Here is a 23,124-nt window from a genome sequence, read left to right on the forward strand (position 1 = left end):
CCAGCCGATGAATCGTGATGCACATATCCGTCGAAAGCTGTAGCAGGCGGGCGTTGCGCGGCATGGCCAACACGTCGCAGCCGATGCCTTCGGCGTGCAGCGCCGAGATGATCAGCCCTTCACGATCACCGAAATCCCACCAGTCGTATGGCGACATGCCCGTCAGGATGCACTCACATTCCTGATGCAGGGATTCGAGTCGGTGAAAGTGCTCGGCAAGCATTTTGGTTGGCATGTGGGTACGCGCACTGTGCATCAGCCGAGTGGTTTCCATGCGCGTATGGTCCAGTGCGTCGCTCAGATGGCAGACGGTGTTCACACGCATGCGCTCGGTCATCAAATAGCTGCGCCGCGCCTGCTCGATGGCTCTTTTCTCGCCTTGCGCAAATTGAAAGGCCATGGATGAGCGCGCTGCGAACATAAGCAGCATCGTCATGAACAGTCCCAGGAAACCTTGCGCAATCAGCGTCATGGTGTCGTTATACGCGGGCATGATACTCACCACTGCGATATTCGCTGCTGCGCCCACAACGGCAGCACCCTTCCAGCCATAAGACGCTGCCACTGGGATCAATGTCGCAAGGACACCGAGGACAGCCCATTGCCGTCCCATTTCGCCACCATAGCGGCTCACCAGCACCATCAGGCTGTTGATTGCCAATAATGCCGAAGGTCCTAGCCATCGCAGGCTTTTTACGAAACCCATCCATTTATCTCTGGCCCGCGTCTTGTCCGCCACCGCGTGCTTGATAACTGGAACGATCCATAAAGCGAGCGGCGTAAATGAAATCATGCTGAGATAGCCGCCAAGGAATATCTGGCCGGAGAATTCGCCGAAGGACAGCCGATGCTCATCGGACGGCAACTGCTTCATCAGGCCGTAGCTGAGCCACCCAAACAAGGCCGAGGCGATGGACACCATCGCGATGCATGCAAGGAGATGCGCTGTCCTTTGAATGATCGATTCGCTGATGTCTGGATGGCGCTTGCGGAGCAGCCAAACAAACGGCATCGCTTCAAACACTCGCGGTATGCTGTTGACCCATACCCATGCAGCTCCCTGCTGATCCAGGCAAAGGTAGTTCGCGTAACCAAGCGGAATGGCTTCACCCACGACCAGCGCGGGCCAGTAGCGCATCGGCATCAGTAACAGACAGCTCAGCCGTAAGGCGGCGACGGGAATCCAGTTGAAAGCACTTGCTGCGTCCAGGGAAATCTCCCTGATGGCGGCGTAGATCAAACCGTAGACCACAGCGATCAGCAGACAGCGTCCCCAGTACGACATCCGTTGTTTCATGGCACGTTCCATAGCGGTATGAGCGAGTGGCTCACGCTACCGGACTAAGCGCATCCATACATCGGCTTCCACAGCCTTCAAAGCACAATTGAGATTTTTCGCCACTGTTTTATCGCTTGTGCCTATGCGGTAAAGGCTATGCTCAGAATCACCATCACGCTCCCCTTCTGCCTTTAAGGACAGTTCTATGAACGTATCGTCGCGCTGTTTTTCACGACGCCTTGCAGCATGCGTCTTGTTGACATTAGGAATCGTGGGCGTATCGCAGGCAGCGTTGCCCACGTATGGTCTCGGGCAAGCCTTTCCGCAAGCCAGCAATCGAAGCATGAGCGCGCTATGGCGCGTCTATGTATTTCAACGTGATGGCGTGCGCTATGTGCAGATCAACGACAGCCAGGGTGTCGTGCGTGCTGCCTTCGCCACGGCAAACGGCGTGTTTCTCGCGCTGCCGATGGGCACCGATGCGAATCGCGTCGTGGTTCCATCCGATGCTTCCGTGACTTCGAATGGTTTTGAAAGCAGGATGTCGACGTGCGGCGGCGCATGCAGCGGCAATAGAATAATCACCTCTCCCCGTGTAGGCCACATAGAGGCGCCTTCGACATCTTCTTCACTACCGAAAAAAGATGTTCAAGAAGATATATGCGGCGGTGCATGCAGCGGCAATGGAATAATCACCTCGCCCAGTGTGGGCCACATGGGGACGCCTTCGACACCTTCTTCGCTATCGAGCAAAGATGTTCAAGAAGAGATGTGCGGTGAGGCGTGCAACACCAATCAGATAGTGTCTACAACCCGTTCAAGTATGGTGCAAACCGTTACACCCGTTATGCCTGATACAGGCAGCGTGATTTACGAGGATGCCACCCTGCAAATCCGTGTCACGGAAGATACGCAAGGCCATCAGGTCTGGAGAGTCATTGCGTTGCCATCCGCAGGCAAGTGAAGCACGCGCACAGCTCGCATGCGGCGTTCGCTGCTGGCACATCGGCTTTCTACGACGCGAAGATCCGTCGTCATACAGGCAAGCACCGCTATCGCTCGCGGTGCTTACCTGCCTTCAGATCAGCGATATCGGCGAAGCGGATCCGCGCGCCGCCAGCTATGCGGGCTTCCTCGTCTACACCGGCAAACAACAGCAACTCGGCATGAAAAGCATGATTGGCTAGGTTGCCACCGGCAGCGACTTCGACATTGCTATTGCATTGACACCATATGCCCATCAACAAGACTGAACATGATGAGGTTGCTTATGGAGGTAAACATTCGATTGGTAATATAGCGTGCTCACAAAAATTGGGATGGTTGTTTGTAATTTTTTTTTGGAGTTGTCTGGAGTTAAAAATGGATACAACTATAAAGCGGAACGTTTTTGTTGCGCGCAAGCTACTGCAGTACTCGATCATCGCAACGGCTTGTGCGTCATTGTTTGCCTGCGCTAATGCGCCAGTGAAAGACGGGATATCCAGTGTGGTACTTGATGGCGTGCATCAGGACGGCATTCGAGCACCAATGGCCAAGCCCTCGAGCTTTAAGGAGCAGACCAAGAGCAAGATTGTTGCTGGCACGATGTTGGCGACAGCGGCCATGATGCTTGGTGGCACTGGGCAGGGCCCTACTTTTGGAACACGAAATCAGACGCCTGCCGCAGGCTATACCGTGACCAAGGGTCATCAAACTGTATTCAACGGAAGCGAGTCGACGTCCTATGTGGACGCGAGTCTTGCCATGGCCGAGGCAATGCGCAGGAAACTTACGGATACAGGTATTGCCTTGTCCAGTAAGAGCCATTACGCGATTTCCATGAACGAGAAGTTCTGGGGTATGGACTACGAAAAACTGACGGATAAGGATAATTATCGCGTTTATTACAACATCCAAGCATCGCTGACCGATAACGGAAAGATTGCGCAGACATATAGTTGTACAGGTGCTTCCGATGACATGGGAAGCTACAGCTATTGGACGGACAACAACAAAAAGAACATCAAGCTGCATGCGGCGGCGATAGGTGATATCTGCGCAGACCGCGCGCTGGCAGCCTTTGGCCTTAAAAGTTAGGCCGCCAACGAAAAACGCCGCTCTTCCTTCAGGAGGGCGGCGTTGGACTCAGCATGCGGGTTCAGAAATCGTCAACGCCAGCCGGTGATTTCAAGGCATCACGCATCGCTGTGCAATCCATTCTGCCACTATCAGGTGAAGATCCAAAGGAAATAACACGCCATGGACGATATTATAAAACTCATTATTTACTTAATTTATTTTTCAATTCGATGGACATTCTCACCAGCCTTCAGGGAGGAAATCAGGAGAGAAAGATCAAAAAGCAGTGAAGACGCTCATCTCACCGCCTTCCAGAAATGCTTTCTGCTTGCACTTGCACTGATGGTAGCCGTTCCATTTTTTCTTGTATTTGTACATGGTAGATCTTGAAAATACGCCGGCCACTTTGCTAATTTGATTTTTCCTAGACCACAACTGTATCGAGTTAGGAAAATTTGTTATCCAGGCGGGATTGAACGCGCGTTGAAAGTCGATCGCTACTGGGATAATCATCGGACTCCTCAAACACCCTATTGCTGGCGCACCAGCGGGGTGTTGCAGGCAAAACGGGTCCGTCAGCTTGTATGCTGCCTCGTCCTCATCCACTCAAAATCGTATGCGCACCATCCGTATCCATGTCGATCAACCGCTGGCGATAGCCACTGAGTTATCGCTTCCCCCACAGGCTGCCGAGCATGTCGCACGGGTTTTGCGGATGAGCCCTGGCGACGCGCTGACTGTCTTCAATGGGGATGGTTACGACTACGCCGGTACATTGGTAAACGTCGGCAAGCGTGAGGTGGTGCTTCGCATCGATGACCGAAAGAAAATCGCGAATGAATCACCGCTCAAGCTGACCTTGGCTCAAGGGATCGCGCGCGGGGAAAAGATGGATCTGATCGTACAAAAGGCCACCGAATTGGGTGTCACGCGCATCGTGCCTTTGTTCACGGAGCGGTCCGAAGTGAAGCTCGATCCATCACGCGCGGCTAAGCGACAGGAACATTGGCGTGCGGTGATGGCCAGCGCATGCGAGCAGTGCGGCCGTGTGCACATACCGGAGCTGGCGCCGATGCAAACACTTCAAACATGGCTGGAAAACCTGCCGGACCGCAACGCCCAACGCCTTGCACTGTTACCCGAAGGCAATGTGCGCGCACGGGAACTGCCATTTGAAGGTGCGGAAGGATGGCTCGTCGTGGGGCCGGAGGGTGGGCTGGGTGATCGCGATATCGCCATGCTCAATGCGGCTGGCTTTCATGGATTGCGCTTGGGACCACGGATCTTGCGCACTGAAACGGCCGGACTCGCCGCGCTGGCGGCCCTGCAAGCACTGCACGGCGACTTCTAGGAAGCTGTCCAAGAGCGATTGCGCACGGATATATCGTGCGTTACCGGTGGTTTTTATAGGACCTGTTTACACTACTGGCCCTAACTGCGCGTTGCAGCGGTCAACTCGCTTGCTGTAGCAAATCCGCTACTTCGCTCTCGATGCTTTCCAGATCCGGGATCATGGCGATGTCATCGCGCACCAGCACTTGAGCTTTCACACCGCGTGGCAACGGCTTGCCGTCGTGAGTGGGAATGATCAGCTCGGCATTGAGCGTGGTGAGGCGTGGAAAGCCTTGGGTAACGACCGCGACGAAGGGTAGCTCGGCGTTGTCGCCAAGCGCCTTGAGCACCGCGACACGAACGCTGAGATCGGCATCGCCTTCTTGCGCACCGGCCAACTTGGTGAAGGAGATCAGCGGTACGCGCCAGCCGCGCCATGCAATACGCCCCAATAACCATTCGGGAGCACCGGCGACAGGTTCGGGTTTGGTAAGCGTGATGACTTCGGCCACCGTTGCATTCGGCAACAACAGACGAAGATCGCCTACCGGCACCAATACGCAGCGAATCTCGCGGGGTAATGGCTGTTCGCTCATCGAAAATCCTCCACTAGGCGCAGCGCCAGTTCTTGTGCCGAACCGGAAAAGCTGGCCAAGCGCTCGGCCAGCACGCCATTGACCATGTCTGTGTAGTGATCGCTGGACGATTCCACCCACACTTGCCCACCCCGGTCGTGGATCGCCTGTGCACCGGCTACGGCATCGGTTCCCTTTCCTGCAAAGATGACCGCCAGCGCGTCGCGTCCGAACACGCTCGCGGCCATGGTAAAGCTGCTATCGATGGACGGTGATTGACCGCTCGCGTCCTCACTCAAGGGAGAGACGTCCACGCGGCCATCACGAGTCAGTTTCACTTGTTGACCGCGCGGTACCACCACGACTTCGCCCGCATGCATGCGCATGCCCTGGGAAGCCGCCTTCAACGGCAATGCACATTGCGTTTCCAGCGATGCGACCAGGTGTTCGATCGGCGCATCACCCTGATGCTGCGTGAGCAACACCGGCCATTTCAGATCGCCCGGCAATACCGCCAAAAAAGACGACAGCGACGCATGGCTATCGCTTGCTGCACCCAGCACGAGCAAGCGGCTGAGGGCAGCATCCAACTCATACAGGTGCGTTTCGTAAGGCTCGTACTGCTCGCTTGGCGCAATGGCCTCTTCGATCGAGACCAGTTCCAGGCTCATTCCTGGCTCGATCGGTGCTGCTTCGCCTTCCAGATGAGCCACGTCGGGCGCCAGATAATCAGCGGCACTCATTTTTTCGATGCCGAACGGTTTATGCGAGGCTTCCGCGGGAGCTTGCGATGCCGGGGTCTCCCCTTCTTCGACAAAGCCCCACTCGGGCGCAACATGCGTTGGAGCCGGCTGCGCCAAAGATGCCTTTTCAGGCTCAGGCGCCACCGTCTCTTCGTCGAGCGACGCCAGGGAAAGATGATCCAGGTTGATGTTGAATGTCGCCGACCCCGCAGGCTTAGGCGCTGCTTCTGCAGCCTCACGCTTCCCGGCGGACGTCGCGTCATCCTGTGCGTCGGCGAACGCGATCTCGTTTGAACCGAAGTCGCCATCATGCAGCGGCGGAAGTTCGCCTTCCTCGCGATACGTAAGGCCGGAGCCGAACTCGTTTTCCTCTGTTGGCTGGGCCTCGTCGGAGGCCAGCAGTGCCTCGAGTTCGGCGGCCAGGGTTTCCGAATCGGGTTGCGCTTCGACGTGCTCCTGCACTGTCTCGGCAAGGGATGCATCCATCGGTTCCGCCAGCATGGCTGCCTCGACGGATCTTTCCATCTCCGTCGATGTTGCAGGCGCTTCCACGCCGCGCGCGTCTTCCGGGCGAGGCGGATCGGTCATATCGCTATCCAGCGTTTTGGCGGCGAGGTGGCGCGCCCATCTTGCGCGATCCCAACCGTCCAGGCCGCGACTGGCCTGCGCGTCATTGAAGACTACGGGCACATCGCCGGACCCAACCAGTTCATAGATGCGATCAAGCGCGGCCTCATCCACTGCATCGTCCAGATTCACGACCAGGACATCCACCTGCATGGTGCGCGCGCGTGCTTCATCAAAACTTTTCAAAGGCCCTTCATGGACAATCTGCGCACCGTGCTCGGAAAGCGCGGCGCGCAGATGGCTACCCAGCTCAGCGTCATCAAAAAACAACGCGACGCGTTTAGTCATTCACCGGCTCCTGTGCGTGCAGCTCCATAACCTCGCTGATCTGCGCCAGCAGTTCGGCTTCCTGATAGGGCTTGCCGAGATAGCGTTCGACACCGATGTCGAACGCGCGCTGGCGATGCTTTTCACCGGTACGCGAGGTAATCATGATGATCGGAACCCGGCGCCAGCGTGGGTCCGCTTTCATCTGCGTCGCCAATTCGTAGCCATCCATGCGCGGCATTTCGATGTCGAGCAGCATGAGGTCGGGAACGCGCTCGTGCAGTTTTTCGAGCGCATCGAGACCATCTTTCGCGGTTTCCACCTCGTATTCGTGGCGCTCCAATATGCGACCGGTCACTTTGCGCATGGTGATCGAGTCATCCACGACCATCACCAGCGGACGCATGCGGGTTTCTTCGACGATGGGGGCAACGGTGGCGTGATCCGCCCCCTCCGCCAAGCGTCGTTCACGACGGCTCAAGCCATGGCGCACCAGCGGCGCCAGGTCAAGAATCACCAGTACCGAACCATCGCCCATGATGGTGGCGCCGAGAATACCCGGCACGGAACTGACCTGCGGCCCGACTGACTTGACCACGATTTCGCGCGAGCCGATCACGGCGTCGATGCGAATGGCGGCGCGCAGATCGCCGGAGCGGGTCAGCAGCAATGGCAGCTGTTCTTCGTCGCTCGCATAACTTGCTGCCAGACCCAGCAGCTCGGCGAGATCGTGGATGCTGTATTCCTCGCCGTTGTATTCGAAGCGGGGATTTTCTTCCGACAATCGTTGCGCCAGTTCGTCCGGGCTGATCCGCGCCACGCCCTGTACCGAGGTCATCGGGATCGCGAATGTGGATTCGCCGATGCGTACCAAAATCGCCTGCGTCACCGCCAAGGTGAATGGCAATCGCAGTACAAAGGTGGTGCCCTCGCCTTGGCGCGACTCAATGGCAAGCGAGCCACCCAGCGATTTGATTTCGTTCGCCACCACGTCCATGCCTACGCCGCGACCGGCAAGCTGAGTGACCGTGCTCGCGGTTGAAAAGCCGGTCTGCGTAATCAGCGCAAGCAATTGATCGTCGCTCAGGCGCGTTTCCTGGCGCAGCAAGCCGCGCTCGATCGCGCGGCGGCGAATCGCTTCACGGTCCAGACCGCGGCCATCATCGCTGACGCGGATTACCACTTCGGTAGCTTCGCGCGCCACGCGAATACGCACAGCACCTTCTTCGGACTTGCCGGCCTTATGTCGATCTTCCGGTGTTTCGATACCGTGCGCCACGGCATTGCGCAGCATGTGCTCGAACGGTGCCTTGATGCGATCGAGCAAGTTGCGATCCATTTCGCCATGCGCGCCTTCCACATACAACTGTGCGCTCTTGCCCTCTTCCTGAGCTGCCTGGCGCAGCGTGCGGCGCAGGTTCGGCACCATCGTGTCGAATGGCAGCATGCGCGTGCGCAACAAGCCTTCCTGCAATTCCGAACTCACCCGCGACTGCTGGATCAGCAGCGTTTCTGCCTGGCGCGTGAGTTCGTCCAGCATGTTCTGGATCGAGACCAAGTCCGATACCGATTCGGCCAGTGCACGCGAGTACTGCTGCAGCTGAGAGAAGCGATCCAGTTCCAGCGGATCGAAAACGCCGATGCCGGCTTCCCGATGCTCGCGCTGGAAGCGGGCGATGATCTGCGCTTCTGTCTCGATTTCCAGCATTCGCAGCTGGCCACGAAGACGCGAAACGGTCTGTTCGAGTTCGACCAGGTTGAAGCGGTAGGCCGAAACCTGCTGTTCCAGACGCGAGCGATAGATCGCCACCTCGCCTGCGTTATTGACCAGACTATCGAGCAGGTCTGCGCGTACGCGGATCTGCTCCTGGGCGATGCGCGCTGCTTCTTCGGGCTGATCTTCGGAAGGGAGCAGCGAGGGAAGCTCTGCCGCAGGCGCTGTCGCAGCAGGTGCCTCGGCCATCACCGCCTGCTCGGTTTGCGTCGTGCCTCCCTGCAGACGCTCGATCAACGCATGTGGATAAGCGATCGCCTTGCCCTGGGATATACGTTGCACCAGACCGTGCATTTCATCGAAGGCGGCTTCGAGTGTGGCAATCAGCGGAATGGTCCGCTGCGGATCGTCGCTATGCGAGCGCTCCAGCAAGCTTTCGAGCGCATGGCTCAGATCGCCCACCGGTGTCACGCCGGCAATGCGTGCGCCTCCCTTGAGCGTGTGCAGTGCACGCAAGAGGCCGGCCATATGGGCCACCTCGCCCGGCTCTGCGTGCCATTGGGCGAGCACGCCATCGGCATCGTCGAGAATCTCGCGCGCTTCCTCGCTGAAGATTTCCAGCAAGTCTGGGTCGACATGGCTGAAACTCATCAGCTCGCCGGCAGGAACAGGTTCCGCGGTCTCATGCTCGACCGGTTCCTGCGCGATGCCTTCTTCGTTCGCTGCGGCAGGCTCTTCGCGCGATGGCAACTCGACGCGAGCCGCTTCGGTCGGCAGCTCGGAAGAAGCATGCTCTTCATGTGCTGCCGGCGCTTCGTCGAACACCTGCTCTTCAAGTGTGGGTTGGGCCGGGACAGCCAGCGCCTCATCCATCGGCTCATTTGCCGCGGGGTGCTCGACGTCGAGGAAGTGCTCCAGCGGCACGGCCTCTTCCAAGGATTCGCCGACGCCGGTGACTTCGGGCTGCAATGCATCGAGGCTGGCAATCAGCGCCTCGAACTCCTCATCCTCACCGCTGGACTCCGGCACGCGATGATGAATCGCCGGCTCTTCCTCGACCTTATCTTCCTTATCTTCTGCGGAGAGCGCATCCAGCAACTCGGCTGTGTAATCGTCCTCGACGGCAGGAGTCTCTACTTCCAGCACATGTGCCGTGGAAGGCAGCTCTGGCTTTAGCTCCGACTCTGCCTCTACCTCTGCCTCAGATCCCGGTTTCGGTTCGGATGGCTCGGATGGCGTCGCCATCTCGATCGACTCGATCGGCAAGGTATCGAGCGCATGCGGTTCGAACACGACATGCGCCATCTGTGGTTCAGGCTGATGGTCGCGCAGTTCGGTCAGGCGAGCGATCAGCGCTGATGCATCCGGCAATTGCGGATGCGGCGCGTCGAATTGCGCCATGACCTCGTCGACGACATCCGCACTCTGCTTGAGCAGACGCACGCCCTCGATGGAAAGCGGCGCACCGGCTGCACGCAGGCGCTTGAGCAGACTCTCCAGGGGTGAGAGCAACTGGATCAGCAGAGGGATGTCGACCATGGCGATGGCGCCATGCAAGGTATGCACGGCACGCAACAGGCCATCGTCGACGGGCAACTCTCCTTCGGCGAACGTGACCGTATTGCGGATGGTCTGCAGATACTGCGCGACCTCGCTGCGCAGAATTTCCAGCAACACCGGATCCACCGGCGGAAGCACCGGTGCGTCGATCGTTGCAGTGAAAACCGGCGGCGGCTCGACCGGCTGCACGGCTGCCACGGACTGTTCGGTATGCGTTGCGACGGGGATCGCATCGGCGGAAAGCCGTGGGACACGCCGACGCACGGTACGGCGCACGGTCTGGGTGCCACCGGTAACGAATTGCTCCACGCTGGCCTGTTCACCGGCGGCAAGCTTATCGGCTGCCTGCATGATGGCACCCAGCGGTACCGTCGGAACGACGCCATCCTTGAGCATGACGTATAGCTGCGGCAGCGCATCGATAGCGTGTCCAACCAAGGCCTGCACGCCAGGATGCGGCTGGACGGTGCCATCCAGCACGCGATTGAGCATGTTCTCCACGCGCCAGGCGAATTCGCCCAGCACGCTTGCACCGACCAGACGGCCCGAGCCTTTCAATGTATGGAACGAACGACGGATCGACGTCAGTTCGGAGATCTGCGCCGGGTCGATCATCCATGCCTGCTGGGCAGCACGCAGGTTGCCGATCTCCTCCTGCATCTCCTCCAGGAAGATTTCGCGGATGTCATCATCGATGCCATCGGTGCTGGTCTGGAACCCCGCTGTCGTGGCCAGCGGATCGGTGGCGGAAACCTGCTCTTCGATTTCCTCTTCGATTTCAATCCAGTCGTCGCCCTCGGTTTCTGCATAAGCCGGCGCGTGGGTTTCCGTTTCCACCAAGTGCAGCCCAGTGACGTCGTGCGCCAAGGGTGCCGGTGTTTCGCTGCTGCCGATGAACAGGGCGCTGCTGTCTTCGCCCTGCGCAACGCTTACCGGTTCGTTCAACAGCGGCAAGGGTGTTTCGGCAGGGACGGGTACCGCGACTTCCGTTGCTTCCTTGGCTTCCGGTGGCGGCCAGTAGCCCAATCCGCCGAGGCTGTGTTCGGCGACATCCAGCACGTGCTCAAGGCCGCCACGATGCTCGCGCGCTGCTTCGAGGTAATACTCGAGTGCGGCGAGGGCATCGGCCAGCTGATCCATCTGCACGCTGGTCGGAACCCGGCGATCCACCCACAGTTCGTTGCCGATGAAACGCCCCACGCCTTCGGCAATCTGCGCAGAACGCGGTGAGGAAAGCATGTTCATCGCACCCGCCACCTCATCCATCAAGGCGGGCAGGCCTTCCAGCTGGTCATGCTGCCAGCCGGATTCCACGAATGCGACGATGCCGTTCTTGACCTTGCCGGTGTTGGCAACGGCCTCGCTCATCAGCGTGGCAAGAATATGCCGTGCTTCGCTGCGCGGGAGCATCGCAACGGCATGCTCATCCACCGGCTGCGGTTCCGCGCCGAGGCTTTCGATGTGATCGTCCAGCGAGGCTTCAACATACAGCAGCGCACCCGCTACATCGAGCAGGGATTCCTCATCCGGACGACGCAAACGATTGGCGATTTCCTCCAGTACGCGACGCTGTTCATTGACTACGCGCCGCGGCACATTCAACGCCAGCATGCCGAGGGTATCGCCGACCCGTTCGAGCATTTCCGCCTGGGCGCCTAGTTGCGACGGATCGGCGTCCGACTGGCGCAGGAACAGGTCCAGCGACTCCTTCACGCGCAGCAGGTCGTCTTTCAGTGCACGCGCCACGGAATCGAGCAGCGCACGATTGTGACCGGCCATGGAGCCGCGAGCATGTTCCAGCTCGGTGGCATCGGGCATCAGGCTATCGAGATCATAGGTCTGCGCGAGCAGCGCCATGTGCGGACTGCGCTGCTTGGATTGCGCCACGATGTAGAGCAGCTTGCGTGCCAGATCGTCCGCGTCGCCGCCCTGAAGACTCTCTTCGCCCTGCTCGACCAACTGGCGGATGCTGCGATCGACTTTGCCGATCAATTGCCGCACGTCGGACGCATAGTTCTTGAGCATCCCATGGTCGAGGCCTTCCAGTACGCCTGCGGCGATCCACCAGAGACGCCGTCCGGGCACCGATACACAACGGGCCGCAATCGCCGTCAACGTGTTGCGCATGCCGGCAAGCTGTTGCGCGCCGCCCTGCCCACGGAACCAGGCCAACAATTGTTGCTGGAAGCGCAGGCGCAGTTCGGCGATCTCCCCTTTCCGGCTCTGCGCGTCGCCGGTGCTTGCCGCGACAGGTGCCTGCGGTGGAAGCGGCGCATCGAGATTCGGTGTGAAAAGCGCCGATTCGCTCAACGCCTCTTGCTCGCGGCTGGCGCGCAGTTCATTCAGCAGGGGCAGCAGCACGACCGGCACGTCACGATGGCCGCCGGAAAGTCGTTCCAGATAATCGGGCAGTTGCATCAATCCGCGCATCAACGCGGCATACGCATCCTCACGGTTGCGTACATGGTCTTCGAGCAGCGAGATGGCCAGCGTTTCCATCTCTTCGGCGACCATGGCCGCACCGTATAGCTCGACCATGCGCAAGGTCCCCTGCACCTGATGCAGGTTTTCCGCGCACGTGCGCATGACATCGCGCTCGCCGGGGTTGTCGACGTAGGACTCCAGCGCCTGACGTGCGAGCGCAAGGGTTTCGTCAAGCTCGGGCTTGACCCACTGCAACGTGGTGAAATCGATGTGGTCTTGAAGTCTCATGCGCCCCCCTCAGCGGCTGTGCCTCTGCGCGTCACACAACCGTCGAGGTTGCCCTCTCGTAATGGTCCAGTGTCAACCTGTTCATCCCGGCAACTTGAAGTGCGCCACCGAACGGCGCAAATCACTTGCCAGTTGTGCCAGGTAACCAATCGATTCCGCCGTCTGGCTCGCGCCCTGCGACGTCTGCGAGGTGATTTCCTGAATTGCGTTCATGGATTGCGAAATATCCGTCGCCGCGATGGATTGCTGGCGTGCGGCGGTAGAAATGTTTTGAATCAGTGCGGACAAGTCATGCGAAACGCGCTCGATGTCGCCCAGTGCGCTGCCGGCATCCTCTGCCTTGCGGGCACCGGCCACCACTTCGGCGGTGGTTTGCTCCATCGAATTCACCGCTTCGTTCGTATCGGACTGAATCGTCTGCACCAGTGTTTCGATACGCTTCGTCGCGCTCGCGGAACGTTCCGCGAGGCGCTGCACTTCGTCCGCCACCACCGCGAAACCGCGACCCGCTTCACCGGCCGATGCAGCCTGTATGGCGGCGTTCAAGGCGAGGATATTGGTCTGCTCGGCAATGTCGTTGATCAGTTCCACGATGGAGCCGATCTCTTGTGACGACTCGCCCAGGCGCTTGATGCGCTTGGATGTTTCCTGGATCTGATCGCGGATCGAGTCCATGCCCGAGATGGTTTCACGCACCACTTCGGCACCGCGCGAAGCAATTTGCACCGAGCGTTCGGCCACGTCGGCAGACTCGGCGGAATTCTTCGACACATCGTCCATCGAACTGGCAATCTGGTTGATCGCCGTGGTGGCCGTGCTGATGCGATGCGCCTGATTCTGCGCGGCATCGGCCAGATGGCGCGCGGTGGTCTGCGTTTCCTGCGCCGAAGACGACACCTGCTCCGAGGTTTCGTTAATCGTCGTCACCAGGGTGCGCAGCTCGTCGATAGCGTAATTCACCGAGTCGGCGATGGCGCCTGTGATGTCCTCGGAGACCGTGGTCTTGACGGTCAAGTCACCTTCGGCAAGCGAGCCCATCTCGTCCAGCAAGCGCATGATCGCTTCCTGGTTGCGTTGATTGAGCTCGGTACTCTCACGCACGCGGCGACGCTGGTCGTAGAAAATGCCGATGATCAGGACGATGGCGCATCCGACCGCCGCCACCGCGCAGAAGATGCCAAACAGTGCATTCGGGAACAAACGACGCTGCGGCAGCAGGTTGATTTGTTCCGTGAGGTCATTCGCGCGCAAGAGCACGTTTGACGAATCGAGCGAGGCCTGGTTACCGGCGCTCTTCACTTCCGCGATGTTGCTGGCTGCCGCTACGAGCTTGGAAATAGGATCGCTCAACTTACCCCAGTCATCCTGCATCTGGGCCAGGATGTTGCGTGCGTTGGCGTCGCCCAACCGTTGCACGCCCATGCTCTGGTTACCTTCCAGCAACCCCTTCAATACTTCGCCGTAACTCTGCGCGTCACGGGACAAGCCGTCGGCGGACGCCTGCTCGGATTCTCCACCCTGCAGCACTTCCTGCACGCGGCGGATGATGCGGTCAGCCAACAACATTTGGCGGGACGCGCCAAGCATCTCATCCGCACTGCTGCCTTTGCGTTGCTGCAGGATGTTGACCACCTGCTCCATGTTGGAATTGAGCAGGGGCAGCTGCTTGGAAAGGTCGTCGGCGCGCTGGGTGGAGTCCAGCACCGCCTGCTTGTTGGAAAGGATCTTGCTGATGTCGGTGTCGAGCTGTTTCCACGCATCGGCAAGTTTGTTGACGGCACGACCAGCTGGAGTGGATGGCGCAGTACCGATGTCGGCATAAGGCTTCATGCCGGTCTTGGTATCGCCACTGACCAGCTTGTGGACATTGGAATCGATGGTATCGCGAGCGTTCTCCAGTTCCGAGAACGAATCGGGGTTACCACCGGAAGCTTCCAGCGCGTATTTGGCAGTCTGCTGCGACAGCACCTGGATCTGCGTGGTCAAGGCGATGGCCTGACGGTCTTCGCTGTTCTTCGCGTTGAGCACGAAGAAATCGACGCCTGCAAAAGCGATGAACGCCACCAGCGCCACGAGAGGAACGATATACGTACGTTCCGCGCGGTTGCCCCCTGTTGTGCTCATGAATCACCTCACCCGTTTACAGCCCGGCCGTAACCTGGGTTGTGCTCCCAGTCCGGCCCGTCTAAATCCATGGTCCCGTCACAAAACTCGTCAGGCCGCAGCCTGACGAAAATCGGGGGCACGCACCAATTTCCCCATACTGAACAACGCCAGGCGCTGTCCATCTATATCCACGCGGTCATCGACAAAGCGCGTCAACCGCGGGTCTTCCTCTCGTTCCGCGTGACGGCGCTGCTCCGCGTCTACCGTGCGCTGCCCAAACACTTCATCCACCAGCAATGCCACGTTGCCGCTGCCCTGCCGCACCACCAATAAACGCGACCGCTCAGAGTAGTGCGCCCGCTCGCTGAATAGGAAGCGAGCCAGATCGACCACCGGCATCAGATTGCCGCGTACGTTCGCCACGCCAAGCAACCAGGGCTGGGTGCCCGGCACCGGCGTCAGCGGCGGTACCGCCAGCAACTCGTTGATTTCCTCGATGCCGCTGACGAACAAATGGCTGCCGGCGCGATAACCGATGCCGCGCCACAGTCCCGGGGCCTCGAGACGCTCTTGCGTGCCGGACGCATGCGCCAGCGACAGCCGCTCGTAACGGGCAAGAATTTCAAAGGGCGACTGGGCGGCGAGAGCGCTCATAGCCACCTCATGCCGCGTTCGGCAGCAGCTCGTCGATGCACGCGAGCAGCTCTTTTTCGTTTACCGGCTTGGTAATGAAGGCCTTCGCTCCCTGGCGCATGCCCCACACCCGGTCGGTCTCCATCGACTTGGTGGTGATGATCACGATGGGAACGCTTGCTGTCGCCGGATCGCGCGCCAGCGTGCGCGTAGCCTGGAAGCCGTTCATCCCGGGCATGATGACATCCATGATCACCAGATCGGGCTGGGTGGCCCGAACGCGCTCAATGCCATCCTCGGCGTTGTTGACGGCGTCGACACGGTGCCCTGCGCGTTCAAGCAATGTGGTGAACACGCGCACGTCGGTCGGCGAATCGTCGATGATAAGGATATTAGCCACAGCTCCCCCTTTAGAGCTTTTATTCACGAGCTTAAGCGCCTGATTATGGTCTCGGCGTAGCCCTCGTTGTCACGGTGCGTTCGCCAGGTGGTGGTCCGCGGCGCAGCACTTGCCTGGCTGGCAAGCCAAGCCGCGCGCTGCCGCAGGGTGAATGCAGCGTGGCAACCCGAAGGGCCGGGAATGATTACCCGCCGGGCAGCATCGTCTCTCAGTTGTGTATCGACATACACGCCTTCGTTCCTCCGGGCCCATCAGGCAATAGGCTCGGCGCGGGCCACGCCGAGACCATAATCAGGCTTTCAAACCGTGCTACCAACATGGCGGTGGATAGCACCGAGCAGTTCATCGCGCGTGAATGGCTTGGTGAGGTATTGCTCGGCGCCGACGATGCGGCCACGTGCCTTATCGAACAAACCGTCTTTCGAGCTCAGCATGATCACCGGCGTCGAGCGGAACTGCGGATTATTCTTGATCAGCGCGCACGTCTGATAGCCGTCGAGCCGCGGCATCATGATGTCTACGAAGATGATGGATGGCTTCTGATCGGAAATCTTGGCCAACGCCTCAAAGCCATCAACAGCAGTAAGCACCTCGCAGCCTTCTTTCTTCAGCAAGGTCTCTGCTGTGCGGCGGATGGTCTTGGAGTCATCGATCACCATGACTTTTAGACCGGCCAAGCCGTTCGTACCTACGTTCAAGTTCACTTAACCCCCCTGCTGCCTGCCCCAGGCTCGGGTACGACATCAGGCAACGGCAAATGCCATCACCCCATGCGGACGAAAATTCCTGCGTAAACCATTTCTCGGTGCCCGATCTTTGCCGGACATTCCGTCGTAGCTGTTTACTGCTTAGCTGGGCCTGCCGTCAAGGAAAAATCGTTGTAGCAGCAACCTTTACCTCCGAAAACGCGACCACTTATGTGAATTGAGGAAAAGGGCCGCGGCACCCGCCCCCCAACCTGTCGGCGCCCGCCTTCTTGTGAGTCGGGGATCACCTCGGCGAACATGCACGCCCCGCTCCCCGCTTCCGGAACAGCCATGCCCCGTTCGGTCGCCGTACTGATGGACCCTATCAGTGCCATCAAGATCGCAAAAGACACGACGTTTGCCTTACTGCTGGAAGCCGCTCGTCGCGGCTACCAGCTCTACTACATGGAACAGGGTGACCTGGCTTTGCGCGATGGCGCGCCGTGGGCGCGGCTGCGCCCGGTGGCCGTGAAGGATGATCCCTCCGGCTGGTACACCCTGGGCGAACCGCGCTGGACGGACCTGCGCGAGATGGACGTGATCCTGATGCGCAAGGACCCGCCCGTCGACGCTCAGTTCATGTATGACACGATGGTCATGGACGCCGCGCAGCGTGGCGGCGTGCAGGTGATCAACGATCCCCGCGCCTTGCGCGATTGCAACGAAAAAGTCTTTGCCCTGCACTTCCCCCAATGCATGGCGCCGACCCTGGTCGCACGCGACCCTGCCGAACTGCGGCGATTCGTGGCCGAACATGGTGATGCCGTACTCAAACCGCTGGACGGCATGGGCGGTCGCGGCATCTTCCGCGTGCAGTCCGGCGACAAGAACCTCAACTCGATGCTGGAAACGCTCGTCGCTGGCGACGCCCACGGCGAAGGGCGCCGCTTCACCGTCGCCCAGAAATACATCCCGCAGATCAGTGCTGGGGACAAGCGCATCCTGCTGATCGACGGCGAACCGGTGCCATACGCCCTGGCCCGCATTCCGCAAGGAGACGAATTCCGCGGCAACCTTGCCGCGGGAGGACGCGGCGAGGGCGTGCCCCTGAGCGACCGTGATCGCTGGATCGCGGCCGAGATCGGCCCTGAATTGCGCCGCCGCGGGCTTCGTTTCGTGGGCCTGGACGTGATCGGCGACTACCTGACCGAGATCAACGTCACATCACCGACCTGCGCGCGCGAACTGGACCAGCAGTTCGGGCTTAATATCGCCGGCATGCTCTTTGACGCCATCGAGACCAGAGCGTCCTAACGTGAATGCCGTTGCCCAACGTCCCGGCGACAACAAGATCGGGGCCACCTTTGTTTTTTCGCTGTTAGTCCACGGACTGCTGTTGTTCGGTATCGGCATCGGCTATGTCGCCACCCGCCCCGCGTTGCCGACGCTGGACGTCACCTTGGTCAACGTTGCCAACAACGAGGCGCCGGACAAAGCCGATTTTTTGGCGCAGGCTAATAACAAAGGGGGCGGTGATAGCGATAAGGCAAGCCGCCCGTCCCAGCCTTTTTCAGGATTGCTACCGGTACCGAGCCAAGGTCTGGCACCCAGGCCGGTGACAGCGGCGACCCCGTCGCCCCAGCAGGCCACCGACCAGCGCATGCTTACGACCTCCGGCCAGGCAAGCTTCAGCGTTCGTAGCGATACGGCCAAAGTCGCGCGCGACACGCCCGATACCGCAACCGGCGATGAGATGCGCATCGAGCAAGAAGCCGCGCAGCTTGCAGCAGAAGTACGCGCGCAAAGCCAGGCTTACGCGAAACGTCCGCACAAAAAATTCATTTCGGCCAATACCAAGGAATATGCCTATGCCGCCTATATGCGCGGCTGGGTCAACCGCATTGAGCGCGTCGGCAATCTGAACTACCCCGAGCAAGCCCGTGAGCAGCATTTGCATGGCGATGTGATTCTTACCGTTGGCCTGAACCGCGATGGGAGCCTTCACAGCATCGACATCACGCGCAGCTCCGGCTATGCCGTGATCGACAAGGCAGCCGAAGCCATCGTCAAACTGTGCGCCCCTTTCCCGCCCTTGCCGCCGGACAACAAGGAAAAGGTGGACATCCTCTACATCACCCGCACATGGCAATTCCAGCCCGGGGATGTGCTCAAGACACGCTGAGCGGCCAGAGACATTCCAAGGTTCTAACGTTGACGTAACGTCAACCGATGGAATACTTGCTCACCCGCGGCAGACGGCACCAAGCTCAGCGCTTACAATGACGCCATGCGCACCAAGACCTCCCAGTCGCTCGCCGGCCAGTTCCTGATCGCCATGCCCAGCCTGGCCGAACCGCCTTTCTCCCGCGGCGTCGCGTTTGTGTGCCAGCATGACGAAGACGGCGCCGTCGGCCTGTTGGTGAATCAGCTCTCCGAATACCGCTTCGGTGACGTGCTGGCCCAGATGAAACTCGCCTGCAACGACCAGGAACTGGCGGATGCACCCGTGCTCATTGGTGGTCCCGTGCAACAGGAACGTGGCTTCGTCCTGCACCGTGAGCAGGGTCATTGGGAATCGAGTTACCGCATCAATACGGACTGGTCCGTCACCACCTCGCGCGACATTCTCGTCGCCATGGCCGCCGGCGAAGGCCCGCGCCTGGCACTCATGACGTTGGGTTATTCCGGATGGAGCGCCGGCCAGTTGGAGCAGGAACTGAAAGACAACACCTGGCTCACCGCCGAGGCCAACGAGCGGGTGATTTTCCATACCCCGCTGGAAGAACGCTGGAGCGCGGCAGCCGGCTTGGTCGGTATCGATCCCTTGCAACTGCCTGGCTATGCGGGCCACGCATGAGCTGTGTGCTCGGCTTCGACGTCGGCAGCAAGCTAATCGGTGTCGCAGTCGGCAATCGCATCACTGCCAGCGCCCGCGCCATCGCCACCGTGGCCATGCGTGATGACATGCCGGACTGGGCCGTACTCGACGCCCTGCGCAACGAATGGCTACCGGAAACACTCGTGGTAGGTTTGCCGCTGACGCTTGACGGCAATGAACAGTCGTCGAGTGCACGTGCGCGCCGTTTTGCCGATCGACTGCGCGAGCGCTACCGCGTACCGGTTTCATTGATCGATGAACGACACAGCTCGCTCGAAGCCGCACAGCGTTTTGCCGCAGCGCGCGCAGGCGGCTTGAAGCGACGCAAAGATGCAGCGCAACTCGATGCCGAAGCCGCTGCCGTGATTCTTGAACGATGGTTGCACGAAGGAGGGATTGCAGCATGACGTTCCCTCGTGCCCCCATACATCGCACGCAGCCCGCAACTCAGGTGTGGAAAGCGGACAAGCGCAATGCATGCACGTGTGTTCAGACGTATGTCCTTGCCGCTCACCCTCCGCCCGTGTTCGTCCCAGCACCTCTCCAACGACACTTCTAAAAACAACAACTCTTCGACGGCCATCATGATTCCTCGCCTGCGTCACCTCACCTCGCTGGAAAACCTGTCTCGCGATTGCATCGAACGATTGCTGGATCGTGCCATCACCATGCGTGACGCCTGCGCCCATGGCACACGCAAGCTGGATCTTTTGTACGGACGAACCATCTTGAACCTGTTCTTCGAGCCGTCGACGCGCACACGTACCTCGTTCGAACTGGCGGCCCGGCGCCTGGGCGCAGACGTGATTAATTTCGACATCGGGTTTTCCTCCACCGCCAAGGGCGAAGAGTTGTTCGACACGCTGCATACACTGGAAGCCATGCATCTGGATGCCATCGTGGTGCGCCATAAGGTGTCCGGCACGCCGGATGAACTCGTGCGTCACGCCATGAGCGGCGTTTCGGTAATCAACGCCGGCGATGGCAATCGCGCCCACCCTACGCAAGGTCTGCTCGATGCGCTGACCATCCGCGAGCACCGGCCGGATTTCAGCCAGCTCACCGTGGTGATCTGCGGCGACGTCAAACATTCACGCGTTGCGCGCTCTGACGTCCATGCTTTTGCGGCGCTCGGTGCCAAAGAAATACGTCTTTGCGGTCCGGCTGCATTGATGCCGGAGCATGACGAATTTCCTGGATGTAAGTTTTACGACAACTTCGATCAGGCCATCGAAGGCGCCGATGTCGCCATCATGCTCCGCCTGCAGAAGGAACGTATGGCAAGCATCGACCTGCCCGACGAAGCGGCCTACTTCAGGGAGTATGGATTGGATACACGCCGCCTGAGCCACGCGGCGCGTGGCTGCCTGGTGATGCATCCCGGTCCGATCAATCGCGGCATCGAAATCGCATCCGAGGTGGCGGATGGCCCGCAATCACGCATTCTGGAACAAGTGGCCAATGGCGTATTCGTGCGCATGGCCATACTCGGCGAAATGCTGGCACGCTGACCGCTTGATACAAGAAAACTGCAAGAGCGACGATGCGGGTGGAAGGCGAGCCGTATCGGCTCCTTGCACGCCATCGGTTTAGCACAAACCGTGTCCGCCTATAGCATGGACACCGGCAACACACCAAAGCGGGCATAATGTCGTTGTAAAAAACACCCCGGGGACGAATATGCGTATGACTAAGCGCGTGCTGGCGCTGGCTTTTTCCAGCTTGATGCTGGCTGCCTGCTCGCACAAAGACAAGGATGCCCCTCTGGCCTTCGTGCCGGCGGATACCCCTTATGTGTTAGCCAATCTTGATGTACTGGACAACGATACGCGCCAGGCCATCCTCTCCCAGATCGATGCGGAATTGCCCGCCCAGGTCGCAGAGATGAAAGCGCAGGCCGATCAACTGACCGCCACTGATCCGGACATGGCGAAATACCTGCGGACCGTAGCCGGCGAATTTGACGGAAAGACGTCCGAACAAGTCATCCAGGAAGCCGGCATCGATCCCAAGGGATACATGGCGCTCTATGGCCTCGGACTGTCGCCGGTACTGCGCCTGGAACTGGCCGATGCCAAAGCATTCCAGGGCTTCGTTGCCAAACTCCAGACCGATTACGGTAAAAAGTTCGATACCGCGACGCTGGGCACCCAGAGTTATGAGCGTTATGTCGCCCCGGCCTCGCATATCCAGTTCATTGTCGCAGTGGTCGGCAAGCAGGCCGTTTTGGCTCTATTGCCCGACCATGCTTCGCAGTCCCTGCTTCGCCAGGCTCTGGGTCTGGATCGTCCTGCCAAGAGTTTGCAGGACAGTGATCGGCTGGACGACCTGGCCAAGTCCAAGGGATACGCGAAATGGGCAGTCGGCATGGTCGACATGACGCGCTTGCTGCCGCTGGCGCTCGGCGGCCAGGATCCGTTGTCACTAACCTTGCTCAGGGCACGCGCGGAAACCGAGTCGGCCAAGACCGGCGAGCCGGTGGCAAACCTGGTGAAGGTGTCGCCAGCCTGCGAGAGCGAAGCCACACGTATTGCCGCTCGTATCCCGCAGTTGAGCATGGGTTACACCACCCTCGACGACAAACACCGTGACATGCGTTTCGACATATCGCTTGCCAGCGACATTGCCAGTGCGTTCAGCGGCCTAAAGGTTGATCTGCCGGGTCTAGGCTCCGATTCCACCGCACCCTTCGACCTGAGCCTCGCACTGCCGATCTCTCAGCTGCGTGCTTTCTGGGGCGTGCAAGCCGACGCCGTAGCAGCCAAGCCGTTTACCTGCCCCATGCTGGACAACCTCAATGAGACGTTCAGCAGCCTCGGTGACAGCATGCAAAAAGCTGCTGTGCCACCCATCGGGGATCTGCTCGGACTGCACGTCGCCGTCGATAGCTACGCCGCCAACCCCAACGGTGGCATGCCGAAATTCTCGGGACGACTGGTGATCGGCACCAGTAATCCTGCCGGACTGCTCGCCATGGCACAGGTGACCAGCCCGCTGATGGCCGGCCTCAAACTCACCAGCGACGGCAAGCCCGTGGCGCTTCCCGCCCCACTCACCAACGCCCTGGGTGAATCAGGCTGGGCCGCCATGGGAAGCAAGTCTCTCGGCATTGCACTCGGCGGCGCCGACGAGCAAAGCAAGCTGGCCGATCTGATCAAGCAACCCGGCGGTGACGCCGGCGAACTGATGCGGCTCCACCTGGACGGCGACATGTACAGCAACTGGATCCATTTGCTGGAGCAGCGCGCCGAAACCGCGGCCACCATGGCCGCCACGATGAATCCAGACGATACCAACCCGCAGGATGATCAGAAAAGCGCTGCCACCGCCATCGCCAGTACCAAGGCGCAATTCGCCGCCATGGAATCGGAAGCGGCGCATATCAAGGCCATCAGTGCGCGCGTACGAATGGAAGACCAAGGGCTGGTGATTACGACGCATACCGAACTAAAGTGACATCGTCGCTATGCCAGTGACAAAAAAGGAGCCGGTGGCTCCTTTTTTGTTGGGCTGCATCCCGCAAAAACACGCCGCACGGTGCACTGCGTTAC

Annotated in this window: 20 protein-coding genes; 11 read left to right on the forward strand and 9 right to left on the reverse strand. The window is 59.7% G+C overall.

Features of this window, described 5'->3' with window-relative positions; genetic code table 11:
* Positions 1-1,297: hypothetical protein (locus AC4HNJ_RS03245; protein ID WP_490478094.1), on the reverse strand; the 1,297-nt coding region annotated here is incomplete at its 3' end.
* A gap of 36 nt (positions 1,298-1,333) precedes the next feature.
* Positions 1,334-1,579 (reverse strand): hypothetical protein, encoded by a 246-nt coding sequence (locus AC4HNJ_RS03250; RefSeq protein WP_490478095.1) that lies wholly within the window; start codon positions 1,577-1,579, stop codon positions 1,334-1,336.
* A 43-nt stretch (positions 1,580-1,622) separates the two neighbouring features.
* Between AC4HNJ_RS03250 and AC4HNJ_RS03255 the strand changes: the two genes are divergently transcribed.
* From AC4HNJ_RS03255 to AC4HNJ_RS03275, 5 genes are all read left to right on the forward strand, one after another.
* Complete coding sequence (locus AC4HNJ_RS03255; protein ID WP_490478096.1) at positions 1,623-2,243, forward strand: hypothetical protein; 621 nt, start codon at positions 1,623-1,625, stop codon at positions 2,241-2,243.
* Entirely contained in the window at positions 2,218-2,466 is a 249-nt protein-coding gene (locus AC4HNJ_RS03260) for a hypothetical protein (RefSeq protein ID WP_490478097.1), read from the forward strand. The genes AC4HNJ_RS03255 and AC4HNJ_RS03260 overlap by 26 nt, the downstream gene beginning before the upstream one ends.
* Positions 2,467-2,512: 46 nt before the next feature.
* A complete protein-coding gene (locus AC4HNJ_RS03265) occupies positions 2,513-3,358 on the forward strand; it encodes a hypothetical protein (protein ID WP_490478098.1) in 846 nt (281 codons plus the stop codon).
* Between the two features lie 53 nt (positions 3,359-3,411).
* Positions 3,412-3,630, forward strand: coding sequence for a hypothetical protein (locus tag AC4HNJ_RS03270; RefSeq protein ID WP_490478099.1), 219 nt, complete (start codon positions 3,412-3,414; stop codon positions 3,628-3,630).
* Positions 3,631-3,956: 326 nt separating this feature from the next.
* Positions 3,957-4,691 (forward strand): 16S rRNA (uracil(1498)-N(3))-methyltransferase, encoded by a 735-nt coding sequence (locus AC4HNJ_RS03275; RefSeq protein WP_490478100.1) that lies wholly within the window; start codon positions 3,957-3,959, stop codon positions 4,689-4,691.
* A gap of 100 nt (positions 4,692-4,791) precedes the next feature.
* Here the strand turns inward: AC4HNJ_RS03275 and AC4HNJ_RS03280 are convergent, their stop codons facing one another.
* From AC4HNJ_RS03280 to pilG, 7 genes are all read right to left on the reverse strand, one after another.
* Positions 4,792-5,268: a chemotaxis protein CheW gene (locus tag AC4HNJ_RS03280; protein ID WP_490478101.1), complete on the reverse strand. Its 477-nt coding sequence runs from the start codon at positions 5,266-5,268 to the stop codon at positions 4,792-4,794.
* Complete coding sequence (locus AC4HNJ_RS03285) at positions 5,265-6,905, reverse strand: chemotaxis protein CheB (RefSeq protein WP_490478102.1); 1,641 nt, start codon at positions 6,903-6,905, stop codon at positions 5,265-5,267. Before AC4HNJ_RS03285 ends, AC4HNJ_RS03280 begins: the two co-directional genes overlap by 4 nt.
* A complete protein-coding gene (locus AC4HNJ_RS03290; RefSeq protein ID WP_490478103.1) occupies positions 6,898-12,870 on the reverse strand; it encodes an Hpt domain-containing protein in 5,973 nt (1,990 codons plus the stop codon). Before AC4HNJ_RS03290 ends, AC4HNJ_RS03285 begins: the two co-directional genes overlap by 8 nt.
* 81 nt (positions 12,871-12,951) lie before the next feature.
* Complete coding sequence (locus tag AC4HNJ_RS03295; RefSeq protein WP_490478104.1) at positions 12,952-14,994, reverse strand: methyl-accepting chemotaxis protein; 2,043 nt, start codon at positions 14,992-14,994, stop codon at positions 12,952-12,954.
* A 90-nt stretch (positions 14,995-15,084) separates the two neighbouring features.
* Positions 15,085-15,630 carry a chemotaxis protein CheW gene (locus AC4HNJ_RS03300; RefSeq protein WP_490478105.1) on the reverse strand — a complete coding sequence of 182 codons (546 nt, stop codon included), beginning with the start codon at positions 15,628-15,630 and terminating at the stop codon, positions 15,085-15,087.
* A 7-nt stretch (positions 15,631-15,637) separates the two neighbouring features.
* The gene (locus AC4HNJ_RS03305; RefSeq protein ID WP_490478106.1) at positions 15,638-16,009 is read right to left on the reverse strand and encodes a response regulator; all 372 of its coding nucleotides are present in this window, start codon (positions 16,007-16,009) and stop codon (positions 15,638-15,640) included.
* Positions 16,010-16,308: 299 nt separating this feature from the next.
* The gene (gene pilG / locus AC4HNJ_RS03310) at positions 16,309-16,668 is read right to left on the reverse strand and encodes a twitching motility response regulator PilG (RefSeq protein WP_490478559.1); all 360 of its coding nucleotides are present in this window, start codon (positions 16,666-16,668) and stop codon (positions 16,309-16,311) included.
* A 378-nt stretch (positions 16,669-17,046) separates the two neighbouring features.
* On the opposite strand from pilG, the gene gshB reads away from it, so the two are divergent.
* From gshB to AC4HNJ_RS03340, 6 genes are all read left to right on the forward strand, one after another.
* Positions 17,047-18,009: a glutathione synthase gene (gene gshB, locus AC4HNJ_RS03315; protein ID WP_490478107.1), complete on the forward strand. Its 963-nt coding sequence runs from the start codon at positions 17,047-17,049 to the stop codon at positions 18,007-18,009.
* Between the two features lies 1 nt (position 18,010).
* Positions 18,011-18,877: an energy transducer TonB gene (locus AC4HNJ_RS03320; protein ID WP_490478108.1), complete on the forward strand. Its 867-nt coding sequence runs from the start codon at positions 18,011-18,013 to the stop codon at positions 18,875-18,877.
* A gap of 105 nt (positions 18,878-18,982) precedes the next feature.
* On the forward strand, positions 18,983-19,552 hold the full coding sequence (locus tag AC4HNJ_RS03325) for a YqgE/AlgH family protein (RefSeq protein WP_490478109.1): 570 nt from the start codon (positions 18,983-18,985) through the stop codon (positions 19,550-19,552).
* A complete protein-coding gene (gene ruvX / locus AC4HNJ_RS03330; RefSeq protein ID WP_490478110.1) occupies positions 19,549-19,980 on the forward strand; it encodes a Holliday junction resolvase RuvX in 432 nt (143 codons plus the stop codon). The genes AC4HNJ_RS03325 and ruvX overlap by 4 nt, the downstream gene beginning before the upstream one ends.
* A gap of 177 nt (positions 19,981-20,157) precedes the next feature.
* A complete protein-coding gene (locus AC4HNJ_RS03335) occupies positions 20,158-21,084 on the forward strand; it encodes an aspartate carbamoyltransferase catalytic subunit (protein WP_490478111.1) in 927 nt (308 codons plus the stop codon).
* Positions 21,085-21,259: 175 nt separating this feature from the next.
* Positions 21,260-23,029, forward strand: coding sequence for a hypothetical protein (locus AC4HNJ_RS03340; RefSeq protein WP_490478112.1), 1,770 nt, complete (start codon positions 21,260-21,262; stop codon positions 23,027-23,029).
* The last annotated feature ends 95 nt before the right edge of the window (positions 23,030-23,124 follow it).

The organism is Dyella sp. SYSU CM1112 (assembly GCF_058216415.1).

What these genes read in the sequence shown, in the direction of transcription:
- AC4HNJ_RS03275 (WP_490478100.1), top strand. Translation starts at nt 3,957, where the DNA reads ATGCGCACCATCCGTATCCATGTCGATCAACCGCTGGCGATAGCCACT.
- AC4HNJ_RS03300 (WP_490478105.1), bottom strand. Translation starts at nt 15,630, where the DNA reads ATGAGCGCTCTCGCCGCCCAGTCGCCCTTTGAAATTCTTGCCCGTTAC.
- AC4HNJ_RS03325 (WP_490478109.1), top strand. Translation starts at nt 18,983, where the DNA reads ATGCGCACCAAGACCTCCCAGTCGCTCGCCGGCCAGTTCCTGATCGCC.
- AC4HNJ_RS03280 (WP_490478101.1), bottom strand. Translation starts at nt 5,268, where the DNA reads ATGAGCGAACAGCCATTACCCCGCGAGATTCGCTGCGTATTGGTGCCG.
- pilG (WP_490478559.1), bottom strand. Translation starts at nt 16,668, where the DNA reads ATGGTGATCGATGACTCCAAGACCATCCGCCGCACAGCAGAGACCTTG.
- gshB (WP_490478107.1), top strand. Translation starts at nt 17,047, where the DNA reads ATGCCCCGTTCGGTCGCCGTACTGATGGACCCTATCAGTGCCATCAAG.
- ruvX (WP_490478110.1), top strand. Translation starts at nt 19,549, where the DNA reads ATGAGCTGTGTGCTCGGCTTCGACGTCGGCAGCAAGCTAATCGGTGTC.
- AC4HNJ_RS03270 (WP_490478099.1), top strand. Translation starts at nt 3,412, where the DNA reads ATGCGGGTTCAGAAATCGTCAACGCCAGCCGGTGATTTCAAGGCATCA.
- AC4HNJ_RS03340 (WP_490478112.1), top strand. Translation starts at nt 21,260, where the DNA reads ATGACTAAGCGCGTGCTGGCGCTGGCTTTTTCCAGCTTGATGCTGGCT.
- AC4HNJ_RS03335 (WP_490478111.1), top strand. Translation starts at nt 20,158, where the DNA reads ATGATTCCTCGCCTGCGTCACCTCACCTCGCTGGAAAACCTGTCTCGC.
- AC4HNJ_RS03295 (WP_490478104.1), bottom strand. Translation starts at nt 14,994, where the DNA reads ATGAGCACAACAGGGGGCAACCGCGCGGAACGTACGTATATCGTTCCT.
- AC4HNJ_RS03290 (WP_490478103.1), bottom strand. Translation starts at nt 12,870, where the DNA reads ATGAGACTTCAAGACCACATCGATTTCACCACGTTGCAGTGGGTCAAG.
- AC4HNJ_RS03255 (WP_490478096.1), top strand. Translation starts at nt 1,623, where the DNA reads ATGAGCGCGCTATGGCGCGTCTATGTATTTCAACGTGATGGCGTGCGC.
- AC4HNJ_RS03285 (WP_490478102.1), bottom strand. Translation starts at nt 6,905, where the DNA reads ATGACTAAACGCGTCGCGTTGTTTTTTGATGACGCTGAGCTGGGTAGC.
- AC4HNJ_RS03265 (WP_490478098.1), top strand. Translation starts at nt 2,513, where the DNA reads ATGCCCATCAACAAGACTGAACATGATGAGGTTGCTTATGGAGGTAAA.